The organism is Streptomyces lushanensis, from assembly GCF_001700515.1.
Taxonomy (GTDB): domain Bacteria; phylum Actinomycetota; class Actinomycetes; order Streptomycetales; family Streptomycetaceae; genus Streptomyces; species Streptomyces lushanensis.
On the sequence record NZ_MAUD01000054.1, the window covers coordinates 1 to 18,754 of the forward strand.

Below are 18,754 nucleotides of genomic sequence, written 5' to 3' on the forward strand. Positions count from 1 at the left end.
GTCCACGACGTCCTGGACACCGACCCCGCCCACCAGCAGCTACCCGGCGCCCCCACCCGCACAACACACCCGCAGCACCACTGAACGGCGCCCCGAGACCTCCCCCGGCTTTGGGCACGAGTTCGGGTTCCGGCTCAACTTCCCTGCAGTGGCCACGAGGAGTGACGGATGAACTTGCCCACGCGGTATGCGAGGTCGCCCGGAAGTAGGCGGTGGTCCGTGCGGCTGGGTTGACAGTCGTTCCTGCTCTGCGAGTTCTGCCGGGCTTCGACTGGCCGGGCTTGGTCTTCTGTGACCGAGTTCCTCGGATTGACGGATTGGTATCAGGTCCCGCTGGGCAGTGAGCAGGAGCAAAGTCGTGTCATGTGCACGACCACTTTTCCTGTAAGGAGATCGCCCATGCAGGTCCGTACGTTGACCGGAGGACTCGCCGCCGCCCTGGCCGTGACCTTTTCCCTGATGGGTGGCCAGGCCGCCGTCGCCGCCCCACCGGCGGACGCGGACAGAGCCCTGGCCGCGCGTGTAGTCACCTACGACGCCAGCGGCTCCGCGGAGTTCAGGTCCGCGGTCGACCGGGGCGCGGCGATCTGGAACGAGAGCGTCGACGCCGTCGAACTGCGACCGGCCGCAACCGGGCAGCGCGCCAACATACGGGTCCTGGCGGACAACGGCTGGCCCCGCGCCATCACCACCTCGCTGGGCAACGGAACCGTCTACATCGGACGGCAGGCGGTGACCGAGGGTCACAACACCATCCGCATCTCGTCCCACGAGCTGGGCCACATCCTGGGGCTGCCGGACCGCAAGCCCGGACCGTGTTCGAGCCTGATGTCCGGTTCCAGCGCGGGAACCTCCTGCACGAACGCCTATCCGAACGCGACCGAGAAGGCCGAGGTCGAGCGGTACTTCGGCGGCGCGTTCGCGGCGACGGCCCCCGCGGTGCCTCTCAACACCGTGATCGTGGACTGAGACACGGCGCAGATCCCCGAGCGGGAGTGACCGTACGCCCCGGAGCGCAGACCGCGCTCCGGGGCGGCTCGCGGAGACGGACCCGTTCGCCTCACGGAACGACGTCACCGAAGCGTTCCGCATCGCCACGCGACGCCTCCAACGGACCCCGGAACATCGTCCTCCGCAGCGGATCACGAGGGTGATCCCCATCGTGGCGCTTCGTCGCTCTCGGGCCGCGCCGGGTCGGCTGTTGACAGACTTGGTTAATGACATTAGCTTTTAGCTAACATCATTAGCCAACTTGAGGAGCGTCATGACCGAGTACCTTGCTGTCGACGGCGGCACGATCGCATACGAGGTCGCGGGGTCCGGCCCGTTGATCGTTCTCGCGCACGGTATGGGCGACAGCCGCGCCGCGTACCGTGCCGTGATCCCGCCGCTGGTGGCCGCGGGCTACCGGGTCGCCGCGGTCGATCTGCGCGGCTGCGGCGAGTCCAGCGTCGGCTGGCCGGCATGGAGCCGCACCACCATCGCCGGCGATCTGCTCGCCGTGATCCGCCACCTGGGCGGCCCGGCACTGCTCGTGGGCCACTCGATCTCCGGCGGCGCCGCCACCATCGCCGCCGCCCAGGAGCCCTCGCTGATCAGCGCGGCTGTCGAGCTGGCGCCGTTCACCCGCAAGCAGTCAATCCGCCTCGCCGACCTGCGCGTGAAGCGCTTCCGGCAAGGCATGCTGCGGCTGCTCGGCGCGGGAGTGTTCGGCAGCGTGCGGTTCTGGCGCTCGTACCTCGACGTGGCCTACCCCGGCGTGAAACCGGCCGGCTGGACCGAGCGGCTCGGCCTCATCGACTCCCTGCTGCGCGAGCCGGGCCGGATGAAGGCCATGCAGGGCATGGGCCGCAGCGCCCCGACCGACGCCGGCGCGCAGCTCGGCAACGTCCGCTGCCCGGTCCTGGTCGTGATGGGCACGCTCGACCCCGACTGGGCCGACCCGCACGCCGAGGGTTCGGCGATCGTTGACGCCCTTCCCTCCGGCCTCGGCCGCCTTGAGATGATCGAGGGCGCCGGGCACTACCCGCACGACCAGTTCCCCGACCAGGTCGTTTCGCTCCTGCTCGCTTTCCTCCGGTCGGAGGCCGCCCGTGCCTAGGGCAGGCCTGGATCCGGCGGCCGTGGTCGCGGCCGGTGCCGCCCTCGCCGACGAGGTGGGTCTCGCCGGCCTGACGATGGGTCTGCTGGCCGAACGGGTGGGCGTGCGTACCCCGTCCCTGTACAAGCACGTAGGCGGCCAGGAGGACCTCAACCGGCGCATCGCGGCCCTGGCGTTGAGCCAGGCCGCCGACGCCGTCGGCGGGGCGGTCCAGGGGTACGCGGGCCGCGACGCCCTGGCCGCCGCGGCGCGCGCCTTCCGCGCCTTCGTCCTGGAGCACCCCGGCCGGTACGCCGCCACGCTCGGCCTGGAACCGTCCGGCCCGGACGATCCGCTGGCCACCGCGGGCCAGCGGCTGCTCGGCGCGTTCACGGCGGTCCTTCGCGGCTACGAGATCGCGGAATCCGACGTGGACCACGCCCTGCGCATGCTCCGCAGCTTCTGCCACGGCTTCGCCACACTCCAGGCGGCGAACGGCTTCCAGTGGAGCACGGACATCGACGAGAGTTTCGAGTGGCTGATCGCCTTCACCGACCGGGGCCTGCGCGCCATCTGAGCCCGCGCCCAAGGTCCGACGGCACAGGACCGCGCCACAGCCGGATCGGTGTCCGCGCCGAAGGAGAACGAGCCTGACCACTCTCCGCCGACGAGGAGTTACGAACAGGCAGCCACGGCAGCGGTCGACCACCAGGCGTGCCGGATGCTGAGGCTGCCCACGATCAGGACCGAAACCGCCATGGCCGGCCACCGGGCCAAGCAAGTACGTCCTCGCGACGCGCCTGACGATTCGTGCGCACAGGGAGGGCCGGGCCGGCCTCCCCGTTCGCGGGGTGTCGGTGTCCTTCAGCGCTGCCGGGGCGCCGGGCCGGTGGAGTCCCGTACGACGAGGTGCGGCACAAACGCTTCCTGCCGCCGAGGGGTGTTGGGGTCGGCGATGCGGGTTCTGAGGATGTCGGCGGCGCGTCGGCCCATGTCCGCCTTCGCCGGGGACACGGCGGTCAGAGGCACCTCGCACAGGTCGGCGACCTCGTTGTCGTAGCCGATCACGGAAAGATCCTCGGGAACACGCAGTCCGCGCCGCCTGGCCGCGCTGACCAGCAAGGACGCTTCACGGTCCGCGAAGCAGAGCGCGGCCGTCGCCCCCTCGTCCGCCAGACTGCCCAGAAAGCGGTCCGCGTCCTCCGCGCTCCAGCGGGGCAGTGACGCCGCGACCACGGGAGCGGGGTCGAGTCCGGCGTGCTCCAGTCCGACGGCGAGGCCCGACCGGATCTGCGGTGCCGTGTGCGGACTGGTCCTTTCCATGTAGCCGATCCGGGTGTGCCCGAGCCGCAGCAGATGCTCGACGGCCGCACGCGCCCCGGCCGCGTGATGGGAACAGACGAACTCGTGCGAGGTCGCCGGCAGGTCCATTCCCCGCTCCACGAGCACCGCGGGCACACCGAGTTCCCCCGCGTCCCCGAGCCAGTGCCGGGGGCCCTCTTCGCCGAGTGTGGGTACCAGTATCAGCCCGGCCGATCCCGAGCGGACCAGCTCCTCGACCGCCCCGTGCTCCATGCGCGGGTCCCAGTCGGTGCAGCGCAGCAGCATCCGGGAGCCGTGGCGGGAGAGTTCGCGTTCGATACCGGCGATGACGCGCGGATAGTAGTAGGTCAGCGAGGGCACGACGACGCCGACGGCATAGCCGGTGTCCGGTGTCCGGGAGGCCGAGACATACGTTCCGGATCCCTGCCGGCGGTAGACGAGGCCCTCCTGGACCAGCAGATCGACCGCCCGCCGTACGGTGTTGAGACTCACCCCCTGGTCACGGGCCAACTGCTGCTCGGTCGGCAACTTGCCGGCCGGCCAGCGCAGTTCGGCGATGGCCCGGCGCAGTTCGTCCGCGAGATGGCGTGTCTTGTGTCCGCGTACGGCGGTGCCGGCAGGAGCGCGTGACGAACTCACCGCATCCCCCTTCGATCCGCATCCGCACCGGCTCGGTCCATATCGGCACCGGTCCGGTGCGACGACCCTACGACCTTACCCGTCGCGGGGTCGCAGATGGCAGAGCATCAGCCCTCATTCATTCCAATGAATCTGTTGACGCATGGCATGACTTGACCCAAACTCCTCACCAGACACCGCGCGGGTCACCGCGATTCCCCACACCCCCACAAGAAGCCGAGGTCTCCTCGTGGCCGTCACCATGTCCATCAGCACAACGACCAGGCGCACCGCACTCTTCGCCTGCGTAGCGTTGGCCGTCGGGTTCCAGGCCGACCGCGCGGCCTTCGGAACCGCGACCTCCCCCGCCGGGGCCACGGCCGCGGCCTACTACGTGGACCCCGCCACGGGCTCGGCGAGCAATCCCGGTACGGCGGACCGACCGTGGCGGACGTTGCAGGAGGTCTTCGCGTCGGGGAGGACCTTCGCCGCCGGAGACATCATCTATCTGCGCAGCGGAAACCACGGAAGCCCGGTGATCACCGGCGGCGTCGCGGCGGGTGTGCGGACCATCAAGGCCGCGTCAGGCGCGACACCCCGGATGAAGACCCTGAGGTTCGCGTCCGGCGCCACGCGCTGGACGGTCGACGGGGTGCTCGTCTCGCCCCAGGAGGCGGACGGCACGTACACCACGGGCAACCTCGTGCAGTTCGACGCCGGCGCCACCCATGACGTCCTTCAGAACTCGCAGGTCCGAGCCGCGAGCGACGCCTCCGCGGACACCTGGTACAACAACGACTGGGTCGGTCGCAGTGGCACGGCCGTCCTGGTCGTCGGCGCCAACAACCAGGTCCTCGACAACCGCATCCGGAACGTCCGCAACGGTGTGATGCTGGAGCGCACCTCCCAGGCCGGCGTCGGCGCGACCGGGGCCGTGGTCAGGGGAAACAGCGTCGACCACTTCTGGGAGGACGCCTTCCGCTGCAAGGTCAGCGGCTGCCTCGTCGAGTACAACTCGGCGGTGAACAGCTACGCGGTCGTGCCGGCGGGCACGGAGAACGACCCGCCGCACCGGGACATGTTCCAGAGCTACCGCGGTGACGGCAGTTTCACCCCGGTGACGGATGTCGTGCTGCGCGGAAACGTCTTCGTCAGCCGCACGGGCACCCGCTACGCCAAGATTCCCTTCCAGTACAACGGCAAGTACACGATCCAGGGCATCGGTGCCTTCGACGGCCCCTACCGCAACTGGACCATCGAGAACAACGTGGTCCAGGTGGAGGTCGGTCTCGCCATGGGCCTCTACGGCATGAACGACAGCAGGATCGTCAACAACACCGTCGTCCCGCGCTATCCGGCCACGGACAGCGAGATCCGCCTCACCAACCAGAAGGACGGAACGCCCTCGAACGGCAACATCGTCCGCAACAACCTGGCACGCACCTTCAACACCGGCGCCGGGACCAACACCCAGCACTCCAACAACATCACGGTGGGTACGGCCTACTCGACGTACTTCACCGACTACCCGGGCGGCAACCTCCACCTCAGGCAGGGCTCCCCGGCGATCGGCGGCGCGACCAACAGGGACGCCCCCACCGTCGACGCCGACCGGAAGCAGCGCTCCGCCCCCTTCGACGTGGGCGCCTACGAGTTCTGACCCTCGTGCCGGCGTTTCGCCGCGGGCCGTCCGTCCGGCCCGCGGCCGTTTCCCGCGTACGGACGATGCGACGGCCCCTCCGATCCCGTTGAGCGGCTTCGGGGGAAGCATTGTCATCGCCTTGGATCGCCGACCGCCCGCACCGAGCGGCCTGCACACGGAACGGCACCGGCCGCGACAACTGTTCGCGGACCGCGGCTTCGGCTTCGACCACACGGCATGGCGAGGACCGGCCGTTGACGGCCGGCGCCGGGCCGGGCTGTGATGGATGGAGCGGCTGCTGATGTCGATCAACACCGTGGCACGGCGCAAGAGTTGGATGGCCGAAGGGATCGACGGGTGATCGTGACGGAGTTTCGGACGGTGGACGTGCCGGTGGAGGACCGGTTCGACTACTGGTGCCAGCTCGTGGGGAAGACCATGGTGCCCGTGGACATGGACAGCGACCACGCGGCTGACTACCGCGGGGAGATGCGGGTCCTCGGGGTCGGTGCGGCCTCGGTGTGGCCGGTGACGACGCAGCCGGTCCGCCTGAGGCGGACACCCCGGCTCATCCGGCAGCACGATCCGGAGCTCTACCGCCTGCTGCTGCCGCAACGCGGCACCCTGGAGGTCACCCAGGTCGGCAGACAGGCCGCACACGGCTCCCCGGACATGACGGTCACCAATACGTGGCGCCCCTTCGACCTCCGCTATCCCGAACCCGTCACGGTTGTGGGCCTCGAGGTGCCCCGAAGACTCCTGTCGCTGCCCGAAGCGAGGGTGGAGGGACTGCTGTCACGGCGACTACCGGCGCAGGAGGGCATCGGCGCGTTGCTCGCCGGTTTCCTCACCACGATGTCCCGGGACAGCGCTTCGTACGGGCCGTCGGACGGCCCTCGCCTGGAAACGGTCCTCGTCGACCTTCTGTCGGCGATGCTCGCCCACCATCTGGAGGAGGAGAACCGATTATCCCCGGAGACGCGGGGACGTACTCTCGTGCTGCGGGTGCGGGCGTTCGTTCAGCAGCACCTGCACGAGCCGGAACTGTCTCCGGCATCCATAGCCTCCGCACACCACATCTCGGTGAGCTATCTGCACCGGCTCTTCCGGACAGAAGGGGTGACAGTCGCAGCGTGGATCCGGCAGGAGCGACTCGCCCGGGCGCGGCGTGACCTGGGGGACCCGCTGCTGAGGAACGTTCCGGTGCATCAGATCGGCGCCCGCTGGGGCTTCTTGGAGGCCACAGCCTTCAGCCGCGCGTTCCGTACAGCCTACGGGCTGCCACCACGGGACTACCGCCACCAGACGCTGGGCGCCCCCTAGAGTCTTCCGTTCGGATCAGGCCGGCTCAAGGAGCAGGGCCTCGTGCCGCGGATCGCACAGCGGAGGAGGAAGCCAGGGCAGAGCCCTGGTGAGCGACGACAACACGGCGAGGCGCGGTGCCGGGGCTCACGAGCGTGGCACAACCGACTTCTCCAACCCGGTGAAGTCGGTCCCGTCGTGGATCCAGAATCGCTCGGGCTCTGCCGCTGTGCCGATGGCGGAGGCGGCCGGGACCGGCCCGTCGGTGATGACCCGGCGAAGCAGCCCCCTGCCCGGGCCAGGGCTGGAGGCTGCCTGTGGCGGGTGGACCGCCGTCACCTGTTCGGTGGTTCGGGCTGGGTCACTTCCAGTAGTAGTACTCCTGCCCCAGATCGGAGTTCTCTTCCCCGGGCTGGATCTTCTTTCCGCCGTTGCAGATGAAGTTGGTGCTCAGGGTCCACGCCTGGTCGTCGCGGTTGACGATGGAGCGCACCTCTCCGTTGCCCGTGGGAACCCTGTCGCAGGTGTGGTAGGAGGGGTTCTGATACGCCTCCATCTGGCCTCCGTAGTTGGCCTGCGGCCAGAAACAGACCCATCCGGCATAACAGTCCTCCGGCCCGCTGACCGGAGGTGCGGCAGCCGAGGGGATGACACTGGCCAAGCTCAGCACAGCGGCAGCGCCCAGGGCTGCCAGGGAGCGGCGAACCGTTGACGTGAAGCGCATGGGACCCCAATCACCGATGACTACATGTGGTTGGCAAGCAACTCCCCTGGGTGACGGCCTGCAAACTGGCCCGGTTCAGTTGCCATCCATCCGGTGGCAGTCTCGAAAGTCTGTGCCGCAAGGCGATCCGGGCGGTAGCCGCCGGAGGTGATGACCCGCGGGTAGCGCAGGTTCGGGACGCCTGAGCAGCTCCGGTATGTGACACCCGGGCCGGTCCGCGTCTGCCCCAGTCTGGGGGCGTGATCCCGTGCCGAGGATCCCGTATCCCGTCCGGGTGGCTGTGCGGACTACCGCCTCGTGCCCGGCCGGTCGCCGGGGCTGTCCCTGCGGTTCATTGTTCGTACCAGACGATGACCGCGATGCGGATCATGCGGGCCTCGGGCAGAGCGAGGTATTCGAGGAGGATGGGTTCGCGTTCGATCTGAAGGGCGTAGCGCAGGCCCGCGTCGTCCATGGGGACGCCAGGCGGCCGGCGGTCGAGGTCGATCGCGCCGCCTGCTTCGATCGCCAGGGCCCTGAGGTAGTTCGCGGTGGCTTTGCGCAGGTGGTCGGGCATGGCGAGGACGGTCTGCGCCGGTACCTCCCCGATGGTGACCCTCCAGCCGCGGGCGGGCTGGTCGCTCACAAGGTGGTTCCGTCGATGCGGTCGAGGAACTGGTCGACGGGGACCAGGCTGCGGCCGGCCGCGGTGTCGGTGCGGCTGCGCTCGGCGTGGGGTGCGCTGTTGAGCATCGCGGTCATCCACCAGCGGCGCATCACCGCCGGGACGGCGTGTTCCTCGGTGGCCAGCACCTCCGCGAAGAAGGCCAGGCGCTTCTCGCTGGTGAGGGCGTCACCGATGGCACCGATGGTGTGCGGGATCACGGCCACCGGGCCGGGCGGCGGATCTACTGGCTGGGCTGTCACTGCATCGTCCCCTTCGGTCGTGAGTCGAGTGTCCTACGCGAGGCCGCTCCCCTGACAGGGTGCTGTTCCATCCGTACGTCGACGCCCTCTGCTGTAACGATTTCGTGTCTCGTTGCGTGCCTTCGACCAGCATCCTGTCGACCGCGGGCGCGATGGGCCCGGATCGGTGCTCGCGAAGTGGCACGGCACGCGAAGCGGCGGACCGCTCGAACGCGGGCGCGCTGCGGAAGCTCGCCGAGGTCGGGGGTCACCCTGTCGCGGTGAGGAACTGGCGGGCACCGCGGAGGATGGTGCGCAGTTTCCGCTGAGTCGCGCGGCTGTTCAGGCGGACGTCGATGGCGCCGGGAATCCCGCTGTCGGCGCGTGGGCCCGCGGGCAGCCGGGAAGCGTCGAGGCCGTCGCGTCTGGCGATGAGGGTGCCGAGTTCGTGGCGGCTGAGGGCGTCTGCCCCTGCGAGATGGTGCATGCCACGGTTGTCGCGCGAGGCCAGTTCCAAGATGGCCGAGGCCAGGTCGGTGACGTGCACCGGGCAGCGGATGTCGTCGGTGAACAGGACTCCGTGGCGCGTGCCGGCCGCGAGTTCGTGCACGGTGCGCTCGTGAACGGACTGCCCGTCGCCGATGATCAGCGAGGTACGGGCGACGACGGCCGCCGGATGTACGAGCATGACCCCGGTCTCCGCGGCGGCTTTCGCGGCTCCGTACGGGGTGACGGGGTCGGGGAGGCAGGACTCGTCGTAATGGACACGCGAACCGGAGAAGACCACGTCGCTGGAGACGTGGACGAGGCGGCAACCGTACTCCGCCGCCGCGATCGCCAGACGGACCGCCCCTTGGGCGGTGACCGCCCAGTCGGCCCCGCCGCTGGACGCATTGACGACGAGACGGGGGCTGACCTCGGTCACTACCGCCTCCGCGCTCCGAGGGTCGCGCAGGTCGAGGTGATACGACTTGACTCGGGCGGTGTTCCCGGGCCTGGTCGTGTACGTCGCGGCCGTCGGTTGCCCGCTCGCTGCCGCCAGCCGGATCAACTCGGCGCCCAGGAAGCCGCTCCCACCGATGATCAAAATCGTCACGTCGCGACACCATAGCCCCGCCTGGCTGCTCCGAAGGAGAACCACGGAAGTTGGGCGTCTCCCGGGCCCGTGAACCCATGAATCGGGGAGAGACCACCTGCGTCCGCGACGTGCTCAAGGATCTGCGTGGTGCGGGAGTGAGTCGCCGTTGGCGGTGGCGTACTCGGCGGGCTGGGCCAGGGCCCTCAGAAGGCGGACCCTGAGATGCTCCGGGTCTTCGTCCGGTGGCTGCCGTGCGAGGGGCAGATCGCTGCCCTCAGAAATGGAGATCGGGCGGGAAGCCGGTCCAGCGGAGCTCGACGGGAAGGTGGCCCGTGTCGTTGTAGAGGAGCACGGAGGCGGGTCGGCCGGGCGCGTATCGGATGACGGTCAGCGCGCCATTGGCGTGGTTGAGGCCCATCCAGCGCCACTTCGGTGCGTCGAGAGCGGCCCGGACGAGCCAGCCGATGAGGAAATTGTGGGTGACGATCAGTTCATGGCGAGGCTCGTCACCGTCGACGGGTCCGGTGAATTGCGCCTGAGCGGCCTTGGCCAGCTCGGGTCCGAGCTCACGTTCTTCGGCCGGGAACCGGGCAAGGTGAGCAAGCATGGCGTCGGCCGATTCCGCCGGCAGTTCTCCTCGTTGCGGCATGTAGGGGATGTAATCCCCAGCCAGTTCCGACGGCCGCAAGGGAACGCCGTCGAGTTGGTCGCGGATCAGCTGGGAAGTCTGCTCCGCACGTGGGAGTGGGCCATGGTGAACAGCCGAAAAGGGGATGCGCTGAAGTCGCTCACCGAGCAGCACGGCCTGTCGGCGTCCTTTGTCCGTCAGCGTGCTCTCATCCGCTGACGCTTCACCGTGCCGTGCGAGGTAGAGGTAGCGGGCGGCTGTTCCGGTCATGGGCGAATTCCTCTGCCGACGTTCATGATCTTGCGAACCTCTGGAGGGACGCTGACATGTGCCTTCTGGTTCCACGGCTGACGAACGCGTAGGGCAGAAACACCCGTCGTCGACAAGTGTTGGTCATCCGGAGGGAGTACCTTCCGTACCGTCCAGGCCACGGCCACGGCCACGGCCACGGGGAGCATCGTGGCGCGGAGAATTGCCCGCGTACTGGATGTACTCGGGAAACTCCGGCAACGCGGCGAGCCTCCGTGCCGGGCATTCCGGGCCCACGAAGAGCGACCGGACAGATCTAGCCGATGCGGGCCAGGGCCCCCCAGCCCACGCCGGGAAGTGGCCGCGTGTCCGTGTTGGGGTCGGGGCGCCAGTCGGGCATGGGAACGAGGCCGGGCTCGACCAGGTCGAGTCCGTCGAAGAATCCACCGATCTGCCTCGGCGTGCGCAGGATGTAAGGGATCGCGCCGGACTCGTTGTAGTCGTCCTGGGCAGCCGCGCCCTGGGGGGATATGACGGCGTGGCTGAGGACGAGGAGGCTGCCCGGGGCGGTGGCGCCGACGAGGCGGCGCACGAGCGCGTATGCCTCGTCCAGGTCGGGGATGTGGCCGAGGACATCGGAGAAGACGAGTGCCACCGGCCGGGAGAAGTCCAGGGTGCGGGCCGCCTGGGTGATCACCCGGTCCGTTTCGCGCATGTCGGCCTCCAGGTAGTCGGTGGCTCCTTCGGGAGTGCTGTCGAGGAGGGCTCCGACGTGGAGGAGCACCATCGGGTCGTGGTCCACGTAGACGACGCGGGCGTCGGCGGATCTGTCCTGGGCGATCTCGTGGACGTTGGGTTCGATGGGTATTCCGGCGCCTATGTCGAGCAGCTGGTTCACGCCGCCCTCCGACACTGTCCAGCGCACGGCCCGGCGCAGCCAGTCGCGTGAGGCGCGGACGGCGGGAACGATGCCGGGGGCGGCGGCGGCATAGGCGTCACCGGCCTGTCGGTCGACCTCGTAGTTGTCCTTTCCGCCCTGCCAGTGGTTCCAGATTCTCGCCGAGTGGGGAACGGAGGTGTCAACGCCGGTCGGCGGTCTTCGCTTGAGCCGTGACGTGGGTGAGGTGTCGGACACAGGTGGGCCTCTCAGGCGCGCTGTACAGCAGGTGGCAGTTCGGGCAGGGGCAGCGGGACATGAATGGGCGTGGCGCCGGCAGCAACGTCCATGGCCTGGCGCAGGGGCGCGACGACGGCGGGATCGTCGTCGACCCGGTCGTCGCCGGGCAGGTCCCATACCGCGTAGTCGCCGATCTCGGGTACCGGGATACGCAGCAGACGCAGTGGCGGGGCCGCGGTCAGCGGATGGGGGGCCGCGGTCAGCGGTACGACCTGGATGGTGCAGTGGCGCTGCTCGGCAGCGGCGCGGAGGTGCTCGTGCTGGGAGCGCATGATCTCCGGGCTGCCGACCATCGTGTGCAGGGCGGCCGCGGACATCAGTACCCACAGCCGGGCGCCGCGGTCGGCCAGCCGGGTCTGCCGCTCGGCCAGCAGTGCGAGTTTCTGGTCTTCACGCTCGGCATCATCGCCTGGGCTCCGCACCCGGTACAGGACGCGGGCGTAATCCTGCGTCTGGAGGAGGTCCGGGACCAGCGCCCCGTGCCACAGCCGTACCACGGAAGCGGCCGATTCGACGCCGATCCACCGCTGCTGCTCGGGGCTCATCACCCGCCGGTGGGGGTGCCACCAGCCGGTCCGATTGGCCTCGGCGACGCCGGCGAGCATCCGCCGGGTCTTCTCCGCGGATGCCCCGTACAGGGCGAGCAGAGTGGCGACCTGATCGGCGTCCGCAGCGGTCTCGGCCGCCTCGATGCGCCTGACGGTCATGGTGTGGGAACCCAGCGCGCGGGCCGCGTCATGCAGGGTCAGACCACTCGTCTCCCGCATCAGCCGCAGCCGCGTGGCGAGTACGAGGTGGTCCATCGTCGGTCCCGAGCGCGCTCGGCTCACACATTCCTCCAGTCGGTCGGTCCATTGGAGCCTACGAACCGGCGGCCCTGCGAACCAGCGTAGAAGTTCACCGTGGGAATTGCGCACTCTGTGATTCACACGCATGCTGGAGGGCGTGACGATTCACCGCGCCTCCGGGCGCCGCTCCCGCGTGCGCCCGTGCCCCGAACCGGACCGTCCTCATCGCCAGGGGCCGCCGAGCGGCCATGGCTCCGACCCCCATGTGCTTCACCCGCGCCCGGGCCGATCACGGACGCGCGTCGGCGACACAGTCGGCAGACGCAGGCCGGGCAGATCTGTCCCTCAGTCCCCGCCATCAGCACGGAGCACCAGGATGACGTCCGGCAGCATGACGACCGGCAGAGCCGCCCGCGCCGGCGAGACGGAGACCGCGACCCGAGATCGCCTCGCCTCGCTCAGCCACCTGGAGGCACTGGGCGAGGCGCGCTTCCCCGTGGGCGATACGGACGCTGCGCCCACCGGCAGACCGCTGACGGTCGCCGGCCGGGGCCACCGGGGCATCCGCCTCAGAACTGAGGGCATCGTCCGGTCCTCGCCCGTTGACGACGCCGAAGAAACCGCCCCCGGCACCCCGCACCGCAGCACACGGATATAGGGCCCCAGCCCCCCGCCCGGGTGGCGCAGCGGAAGACGCAACCGCCTTAAAAGCGGACAAGCGCGGGTTCGAATCCCGCCCCGGGTACTCACCACATCCATGCGCGGCCATGGCACGTACTGTCGAACCGTCACTCCGGCCGCGTCCGTACCACGGGTCATCGGGATCGGCGACAGCTGCTGTCTCACCGCCGGCGCAGGAGCCCGAGGCGTTCCCGGCCGGCCGCGCGGTCAAGGACCGGGGGATGGTGCCGCATTCGATGCGCCGGCCGAATACGACCCACTCCCCCGAATCCCTTGCCCCGAGGGAGGCCGCGGCTGAAGCTGTGTGTGCTCTCCTTCACCGTCCTGAAACCGACCGGCAACCGGCAGATCGGCAGAGGCGGTTGTCAGCTTCGATGCTGACGTGCGCGGGCCCTGAAGTTCTCGGGGACCCATTCGTGTCGGCAGAAGCAGTCGCCGTCGCCACGATCTCCGATCTGGTTGTTCTTCGACAGCAGGGACTCAACATGTCCCCTGCCACTGGCGCATTGGCGGTATCCGGCCTCACCGTCGCGGGTGTGCCGACCCAAAGCCTCGGCAAGATAGCCGACGTTGTACAAGGCATCCGACGGTATGCGGGAGTTGAACCCCCGGCAGTACGCGTGGAACATGATCTCTTTGTATGCGGGCTGCACACCGTGAATGAGCCCGAACTCCACGAGACAGAGAGCGTCGTGTCTCATGTGCTGATACATAACCGCGTCTCGCTTGGAGCGTTCTTCTGGAGAGTTTTCGTTGAGCCAGTCATCCACGGAGTTCCCGAGATGCTTGGCAAGGTGCGCCAGGGAATGAGTCACTAAATGCGTAAGCGGGTCCATGCGAGGATTGAAGACTTTCGCACCCGGACCGTCAAGGGGAATGCCCCATACCCCTTTACGGTGCAGACGTGGCAATGGCTGGTCACGCACCCCTGGGCAGGGATGCCGTGCGTCGAGGCGGGGACCGGCCTGCACGGCGAGTGTGTTCGCCCGTAGCCGCGGTACGCCAGGTTGGTATGGGCGTTCACCGCAAAGGTCTTATGTCTGTTGATCTTGGTGCACGCCTCGTTCTCCGCTCATGCCCGGGATTCCCCGTCCGCCCGCGCCCGTCACGCCAGGCACCACGGCGCCGCACCTCAGCCCCGGCCGGGAATGAGGGCGGCGCCGGTGGAATCCTTGTCGGCCGACCGGTTCCGACCCGTGTTCGGTCAGAGGCGGATCCAGGGACTGCAGACGGTGTCGGCGCCGGCCCGTCCGGTGCACACCTGGTAGCTGAGGGCGGGTGTGCTGCGGGCCATGTTCTGTTCGCCGCAGCCGGTTGTGACACCGTTGGCGTCGCTGACGGTGCGTGTGGCAGTGCCGCCCGTGGAGTTGCGGTACGTGTAGTGGGTACGCACGCCCCAATTGTCGGGGTTGGTGTCGCAGGCGTAGACACGCAGGCCGTCGTCATCGACTCCGCCGTAGCCACGGGCCTGGCCCTCGGCCTGAATGGTGTACTCGCTCACCGAGGCGGCGGTGGCGGTGGCCGTTGCGGCGAACAGAAGGGTGCCGGCCACCGTGGCGGCGGCCAGCAAGGCCCGGGTCGTGTGTCGCATACTCATCTCCCCTGTGAGTGCGGATGTCCCCTGTGGGCGGACCTGCCGACTTGACCGGTGACCGGCGGGGCGTCACCCCCTGGACCGGCAGGCCCCTCTGGGACATGACCCAGCCGGAGCGCCGGTTAAGCCCGCATGGAGGATTTATCGCCCCGGAGGGTTACCTATGGGATATGAGTCTCATACCAGGCATCCGACGAGGAGGACCTCGACGCGGCGGCGGCAGCCGTGGGGACGGACCCACGGGCCGTGTCCGCGGCGCCGTTCCCACGTCAGCTCGATGAATTCTTCCCCCAGCACGAGCGCCGGGTGGATCTCGAACTGGTCGAGACGCGCCCCCTCAGCCCGAGAGTCGTCCACCTCCGCCACCGCGTGGCGCGTTGGCCCCGCGCAGCGCCTGACAGCGCCTGACAGCGAGCAGTACGGCCACGGTGCCCCTACATCCACGTCGACAACGACTCCGCCATGGCCCGCGGCTGGATCCAGGGCTTCCCCAAGAAGCTCGGCGCCGTCCACCGGACCCGCGCCTACTCCGTCGGCGGACCCGGCACCCCTGTCCTCGGCCCCCGCGGACAGTTCGGCGCCACCGCCTCCGCCGCCGGACAGCGCATCGCCGAAGCCAAGGTCTGTTACGGCTGGACGAGGCATGGCGGTCGTTACATTGGCCGTCCCGACTCCTCCGGTTGTGTCACATCACCGGCCCCGTCGAAGCCCTCGGCGACGCACACGGCGAGTCGGCAGGCTGACCAGTGCGACTGAGAAAAACAGTGGTCGAACGGCCTCGCCCAGGACAGGATGCGGCTATGCGTTTCGCCAACCAGGACCCCGAGTTGCTCGCTCTTGTCCACCGCTACGTCAGGCCCGACAGGCGCTACCTCAGACTCGGCGGCCCTCTCAGGCGCCTGACCGAAGCCGAGCGCACCAAGTTCAAACGGGAGCTCGGCGAGGACGCCGACGACATCACGTCCCGTGAGCTGACCATCCTGCTCGAAGGCACGTGGCGCGAACGGAAAACCGCAGCCTGGCTCATCGCCGTCGCCCGCAGAACCGAGTTCCGCGAACGCCTCGGCGAAATGCTGCTTGCCAGCGAGGTCTGCTTCGCGGGGACGGCCTACTGCGTCACCTTCGCCACGTTCGCGACTCCCGCCGACGCGGACCCGCTGGTTGCCTACCTCGATCGCTACCTACGACGACCCGACCTCTACTACGACCAGCCGGCCGCCATGGGCGCGCTTCTCCACCTCGACGCCAAGCTCGGTACCGATCGAGCGGCCCGGCTCCTGACCGCGGACGGCCTCTGGCATCAGTGGATCGACGGACCGCCCCGCAAGGAGCACCACGGCACGCCGGACAGCTATCGCGAGATGATCAGCCGGCTCTGCGCCGTCGCCGATGAGAGCGCCGGGCACCGCCCGGCAAGGAATCGATGACACTGCCGGTCCGCCAACCGCCACGGGCCCGGCCGGCTGGTCATTCCGGGCGGTTGAAGCGGTGGGCGGCCCACAGGAGGGCCATCGCGCCACCGGTCAGGAGGAGGGCGGCTTCGAGGAGCAGGGGAAGTTGCCGGCCGGCCCATTCGATGCCGCCGACCGCTGCCTGATCCGGTACGAGCAGGGCGATGCAGCGGCGCAGCAGGTCCACTCCGTAGGCGAGCGGATTGGCATCGGCCAGTGCGCGGGCCCAGCCGGGCATGGTCGCCAGCGGGAAGAAGGCACCGGAAAGGAACAGCAGCGGCATCATCACCAGGCCGAGCACCATGTGGAACGTCTCGGCGCTGCGCAGGCTGACGGCCAGCGCCAGCGCCAGGGCGGTGACGGTGAAGGAGGCCAGGATCATGCCGGCGAGAAGCAGCACCAGGAGCGGTGGGTCGTAGGGCAGGCCCACGGCACCGGCCAGGCTCAGCAGCACGGCGCCCTGGGCCGTGGCGACCAGGGTGCCGCCGACGCAGCTTCCCAGGAGCAGCGTCGAGCGGCTGACCGGGGCCATCAGGAGTTCTCGTAGATAACCGCTCTGCCGGTCGGCGATCAGGCGCATGCCGACCGTGATGGCCGGCATCTGCACCGTCATCATCAGCATCCCGGGGAAGAGATAGGTCTGGTAGCCGACGCCCAGTGAGGTGCTGGGGATGAGGGCGGCCAGTCCGCCTCCCAGGACGAGGAGGTAGAGCACGGGGTGGAGCAGCATCAGGGCGGTGTGGGTGCGCTGGCCGGCGAGGCGCAGCAGATCGCGGTAGACGAGGGCGTGGACGGCGCGCAGCTCGTGCCGCAGGCGGGCCGGCCGTTCGGTGCCGGAGTCGGCTGGGGCCTGGAGGGTGGGTGTGGTCATCGGCCGCCCTCGCCTTTTGCCGTGGTTTCGCTCGGGTTGGTGTCGGCCGGTGTCCGGCCGGGTGCTGTGGCGTGGATGCTGCGGCCGGTGTGGTGGAAGAAGACGTCGTCGAGCGTGGGTGGGGTCGCGGAAGCGGCGTGCACGGCGATGCCGTGCCCTTCCAGTGCCGCGCACAGGCGGGGAATCCAGGCGCTGCCGTCGGGCGCCCGCAGGCAGACCCCGTCGGCGTCCACGGTGATGGCCTGGTCCGACGGCGCGATCCGGCGCACGACCTGTTGTGCTGTCACGTTGTCACTGGTGCGCAGTGCCACCCGGTCGTCTCCGATCGCGGCCTTGAGAGCAGCGGGCGTGCCCTGCGCCACCAGGCGGCCACGGTCGATGATGGCGATGCGGTCGCAGTTCTCCGCCTCCTCCAGATAGTGGGTGGTGACGAAAAGCGTGCTGCCGTTCCGGTCGCGCAGTGCGCGCAGGTGCTCCCACACCTGGGCGCGGGCGTGGGGGTCGAGTCCGGTGGTCGGCTCGTCCAGGAACAGTACGCGCGGAGAGTGCAGCATTCCGCGGGCGATCTCCAGGCGGCGCCGCATACCGCCCGACAGGGTGCGAACCGGGGAGCGACGCCTGTCGGTCAGTCCGACCATCTCGAGTACCTCGGCTGCGCGCTCGCGGGCGTGGCGGCGGCGCAGCCCGTAGAGGCGCGCGTGGATGTGGAGATTCTGGTCGGCTGTCAGGTCCGGGTCCAGTGCGCTGTGCTGGAAGAGCATGCCGACCTGCCGCCGCACCTCATGGGGTTGGGTGACCACGTCGGCACCGGCCACCCTGGCGTGACCGGCGGTGGGACGGGCCAGGGCGCACAGCAGGGCGATGGTGGTGGACTTCCCGGCGCCGTTGGGGCCGAGAAAGGCGAAGGTTTCGCCTTGTCGCACCTCGAGGTCCAGGTCGCGTACGGCGTGGATGGCGCTGCCTGCCGGACCCGGGTAGCTCTTGACCAGACCGCGGGTGCGGATGGCGTACGCGGGCTCCGGAGGGTGGGGGGCGGCGTTCGGGTCGGCGATGAGGGCTGCTCGGGTGGGACGGTCGTCACCGGCGCGCAGCTGCCGGCTCACGGTGTGGCCTCCTCGCTCGGCGGGTTCCCGCCCTGGGGCGGCGAGGGCGGCGAGGGCCATACGGTGACCGGTGGTGGCGCGGTGACCTGCGATTTCGCGTCGTGCGACGGTTGCGTCGGCGCCACGGCGTCCTTGTGCGCGCGTGCGGCGGTCGATGGGTGTGTGACGTCCGCCCGGTCGGCGGCCTCGGTGATGTTCGCGCCGTCCAGCGCGGTCGGGACCAGGCTCGGGATGGGGTTCATCCGCCGGCAGGTATCGGTCCGCCGGTGGAGCGGGACCGTTCCCTCGGCGGTCGAAGCGGTACGGATGTACGGGCGCGGGACCAGGGGGCTCATGTCGTCTCCTTGGCCTGACAGGTCGTGGGATCGGCGAGGCCATGCCGCCGGCGCGGCAGATGGCGGTCGGCCCCGGAGGGGCGCCCGCCGGTGGAACGGTGCCGTCGGCGGGTGGCGGGACCGTACGGTTCGGGTGCGCTGCGAAGCCGCCGACGGCCGCGCCCGAGGCCCGGCCGTCACGCCGGCCGGCGGCTGTCCGGAGCAGTCGCCGACCGGGTGGTGCCA

21 protein-coding genes and 1 tRNA gene are annotated in these 18,754 nt (G+C 69.5%); 10 read left to right on the forward strand and 12 right to left on the reverse strand.

Annotation, left to right across the window (positions count from 1 at the left end):
• Positions 1 to 399 precede the first annotated feature (399 nt).
• From BFF77_RS04575 to BFF77_RS04585, 3 genes are all read left to right on the forward strand, one after another.
• On the forward strand, positions 400 to 969 hold the full coding sequence (locus BFF77_RS04575) for a snapalysin family zinc-dependent metalloprotease (RefSeq protein ID WP_066944030.1): 570 nt from the start codon (positions 400 to 402) through the stop codon (positions 967 to 969).
• A 295-nt stretch (positions 970 to 1,264) separates the two neighbouring features.
• A complete protein-coding gene (locus BFF77_RS04580; protein ID WP_066944032.1) occupies positions 1,265 to 2,101 on the forward strand; it encodes an alpha/beta fold hydrolase in 837 nt (278 codons plus the stop codon).
• Between the two features lie 22 nt (positions 2,102 to 2,123).
• Complete coding sequence (locus BFF77_RS04585; protein ID WP_066944035.1) at positions 2,124 to 2,657, forward strand: TetR/AcrR family transcriptional regulator; 534 nt, start codon at positions 2,124 to 2,126, stop codon at positions 2,655 to 2,657.
• Between the two features lie 287 nt (positions 2,658 to 2,944).
• On the opposite strand, the gene BFF77_RS04590 is transcribed toward BFF77_RS04585, so the two are convergent.
• A complete protein-coding gene (locus tag BFF77_RS04590; RefSeq protein WP_066944037.1) occupies positions 2,945 to 4,042 on the reverse strand; it encodes a GntR family transcriptional regulator in 1,098 nt (365 codons plus the stop codon).
• A 241-nt stretch (positions 4,043 to 4,283) separates the two neighbouring features.
• On the opposite strand from BFF77_RS04590, the gene BFF77_RS04595 reads away from it, so the two are divergent.
• Positions 4,284 to 5,681, forward strand: a complete 1,398-nt coding sequence (locus BFF77_RS04595) for a choice-of-anchor Q domain-containing protein (RefSeq protein WP_141698357.1) — start codon at positions 4,284 to 4,286, stop codon at positions 5,679 to 5,681.
• Between the two features lie 342 nt (positions 5,682 to 6,023).
• Positions 6,024 to 6,986: an AraC-like ligand-binding domain-containing protein gene (locus tag BFF77_RS04600; protein WP_066944086.1), complete on the forward strand. Its 963-nt coding sequence runs from the start codon at positions 6,024 to 6,026 to the stop codon at positions 6,984 to 6,986.
• Between the two features lie 340 nt (positions 6,987 to 7,326).
• On the opposite strand, the gene BFF77_RS32815 is transcribed toward BFF77_RS04600, so the two are convergent.
• The 7 genes from BFF77_RS32815 to BFF77_RS04640 form a co-directional block, all read right to left on the reverse strand.
• Complete coding sequence (locus BFF77_RS32815) at positions 7,327 to 7,626, reverse strand: peptidase inhibitor family I36 protein (RefSeq protein WP_169922609.1); 300 nt, start codon at positions 7,624 to 7,626, stop codon at positions 7,327 to 7,329.
• Positions 7,627 to 8,020: 394 nt separating this feature from the next.
• A complete protein-coding gene (locus BFF77_RS04615; protein WP_066944045.1) occupies positions 8,021 to 8,314 on the reverse strand; it encodes a hypothetical protein in 294 nt (97 codons plus the stop codon).
• Entirely contained in the window at positions 8,311 to 8,595 is a 285-nt protein-coding gene (locus tag BFF77_RS04620; protein WP_066944047.1) for a hypothetical protein, read from the reverse strand. Before BFF77_RS04620 ends, BFF77_RS04615 begins: the two co-directional genes overlap by 4 nt.
• Before the next feature lie 247 nt (positions 8,596 to 8,842).
• Positions 8,843 to 9,670, reverse strand: coding sequence for an SDR family oxidoreductase (locus tag BFF77_RS04625; RefSeq protein WP_066944049.1), 828 nt, complete (start codon positions 9,668 to 9,670; stop codon positions 8,843 to 8,845).
• A gap of 256 nt (positions 9,671 to 9,926) precedes the next feature.
• Positions 9,927 to 10,550 (reverse strand): histidine phosphatase family protein, encoded by a 624-nt coding sequence (locus BFF77_RS04630; RefSeq protein ID WP_066944051.1) that lies wholly within the window; start codon positions 10,548 to 10,550, stop codon positions 9,927 to 9,929.
• A gap of 295 nt (positions 10,551 to 10,845) precedes the next feature.
• Entirely contained in the window at positions 10,846 to 11,664 is an 819-nt protein-coding gene (locus tag BFF77_RS04635) for an SAM-dependent methyltransferase (protein WP_066944053.1), read from the reverse strand.
• A gap of 11 nt (positions 11,665 to 11,675) precedes the next feature.
• Positions 11,676 to 12,536, reverse strand: a complete 861-nt coding sequence (locus BFF77_RS04640; RefSeq protein ID WP_107422071.1) for a DUF5753 domain-containing protein — start codon at positions 12,534 to 12,536, stop codon at positions 11,676 to 11,678.
• 334 nt (positions 12,537 to 12,870) lie between these two features.
• Between BFF77_RS04640 and BFF77_RS34215 the strand changes: the two genes are divergently transcribed.
• The 3 genes from BFF77_RS34215 to BFF77_RS35075 all read left to right on the forward strand — a co-directional run bounded on the left by BFF77_RS34215 (position 12,871) and on the right by BFF77_RS35075 (position 13,993).
• Positions 12,871 to 13,152 (forward strand): hypothetical protein, encoded by a 282-nt coding sequence (locus BFF77_RS34215; protein ID WP_066944058.1) that lies wholly within the window; start codon positions 12,871 to 12,873, stop codon positions 13,150 to 13,152.
• Between the two features lie 14 nt (positions 13,153 to 13,166).
• Positions 13,167 to 13,239: transfer RNA gene (locus tag BFF77_RS04650), tRNA-Leu, on the forward strand.
• Between the two features lie 352 nt (positions 13,240 to 13,591).
• A complete protein-coding gene (locus BFF77_RS35075) occupies positions 13,592 to 13,993 on the forward strand; it encodes a hypothetical protein (RefSeq protein ID WP_141698358.1) in 402 nt (133 codons plus the stop codon).
• Positions 13,994 to 14,379: 386 nt separating this feature from the next.
• Here the strand turns inward: BFF77_RS35075 and BFF77_RS04655 are convergent, their stop codons facing one another.
• Entirely contained in the window at positions 14,380 to 14,766 is a 387-nt protein-coding gene (locus BFF77_RS04655; protein WP_066944060.1) for a hypothetical protein, read from the reverse strand.
• A gap of 441 nt (positions 14,767 to 15,207) precedes the next feature.
• Between BFF77_RS04655 and BFF77_RS04665 the strand changes: the two genes are divergently transcribed.
• Together BFF77_RS04665 and BFF77_RS04670 are read left to right on the forward strand one after the other, a co-directional pair.
• Entirely contained in the window at positions 15,208 to 15,525 is a 318-nt protein-coding gene (locus BFF77_RS04665) for an acetoacetate decarboxylase family protein (protein ID WP_281196250.1), read from the forward strand.
• Positions 15,526 to 15,569: 44 nt separating this feature from the next.
• Positions 15,570 to 16,196 carry a DUF6000 family protein gene (locus tag BFF77_RS04670; protein WP_066944066.1) on the forward strand — a complete coding sequence of 209 codons (627 nt, stop codon included), beginning with the start codon at positions 15,570 to 15,572 and terminating at the stop codon, positions 16,194 to 16,196.
• 40 nt (positions 16,197 to 16,236) lie between these two features.
• Here the strand turns inward: BFF77_RS04670 and BFF77_RS04675 are convergent, their stop codons facing one another.
• Genes BFF77_RS04675 through BFF77_RS04685 form a run of 3 tightly spaced genes read right to left on the reverse strand, consistent with a single transcriptional unit; the run spans position 16,237 to position 18,529 of the window.
• Positions 16,237 to 17,091, reverse strand: a complete 855-nt coding sequence (locus BFF77_RS04675; protein WP_066944068.1) for an ABC transporter permease — start codon at positions 17,089 to 17,091, stop codon at positions 16,237 to 16,239.
• Complete coding sequence (locus BFF77_RS04680) at positions 17,088 to 18,194, reverse strand: ABC transporter ATP-binding protein (protein ID WP_425424337.1); 1,107 nt, start codon at positions 18,192 to 18,194, stop codon at positions 17,088 to 17,090. The genes BFF77_RS04675 and BFF77_RS04680 overlap by 4 nt, the downstream gene beginning before the upstream one ends.
• Positions 18,191 to 18,529, reverse strand: a complete 339-nt coding sequence (locus BFF77_RS04685; RefSeq protein ID WP_066944070.1) for a hypothetical protein — start codon at positions 18,527 to 18,529, stop codon at positions 18,191 to 18,193. The genes BFF77_RS04680 and BFF77_RS04685 overlap by 4 nt, the downstream gene beginning before the upstream one ends.
• Between the last annotated feature and the right edge of the window lie 225 nt (positions 18,530 to 18,754).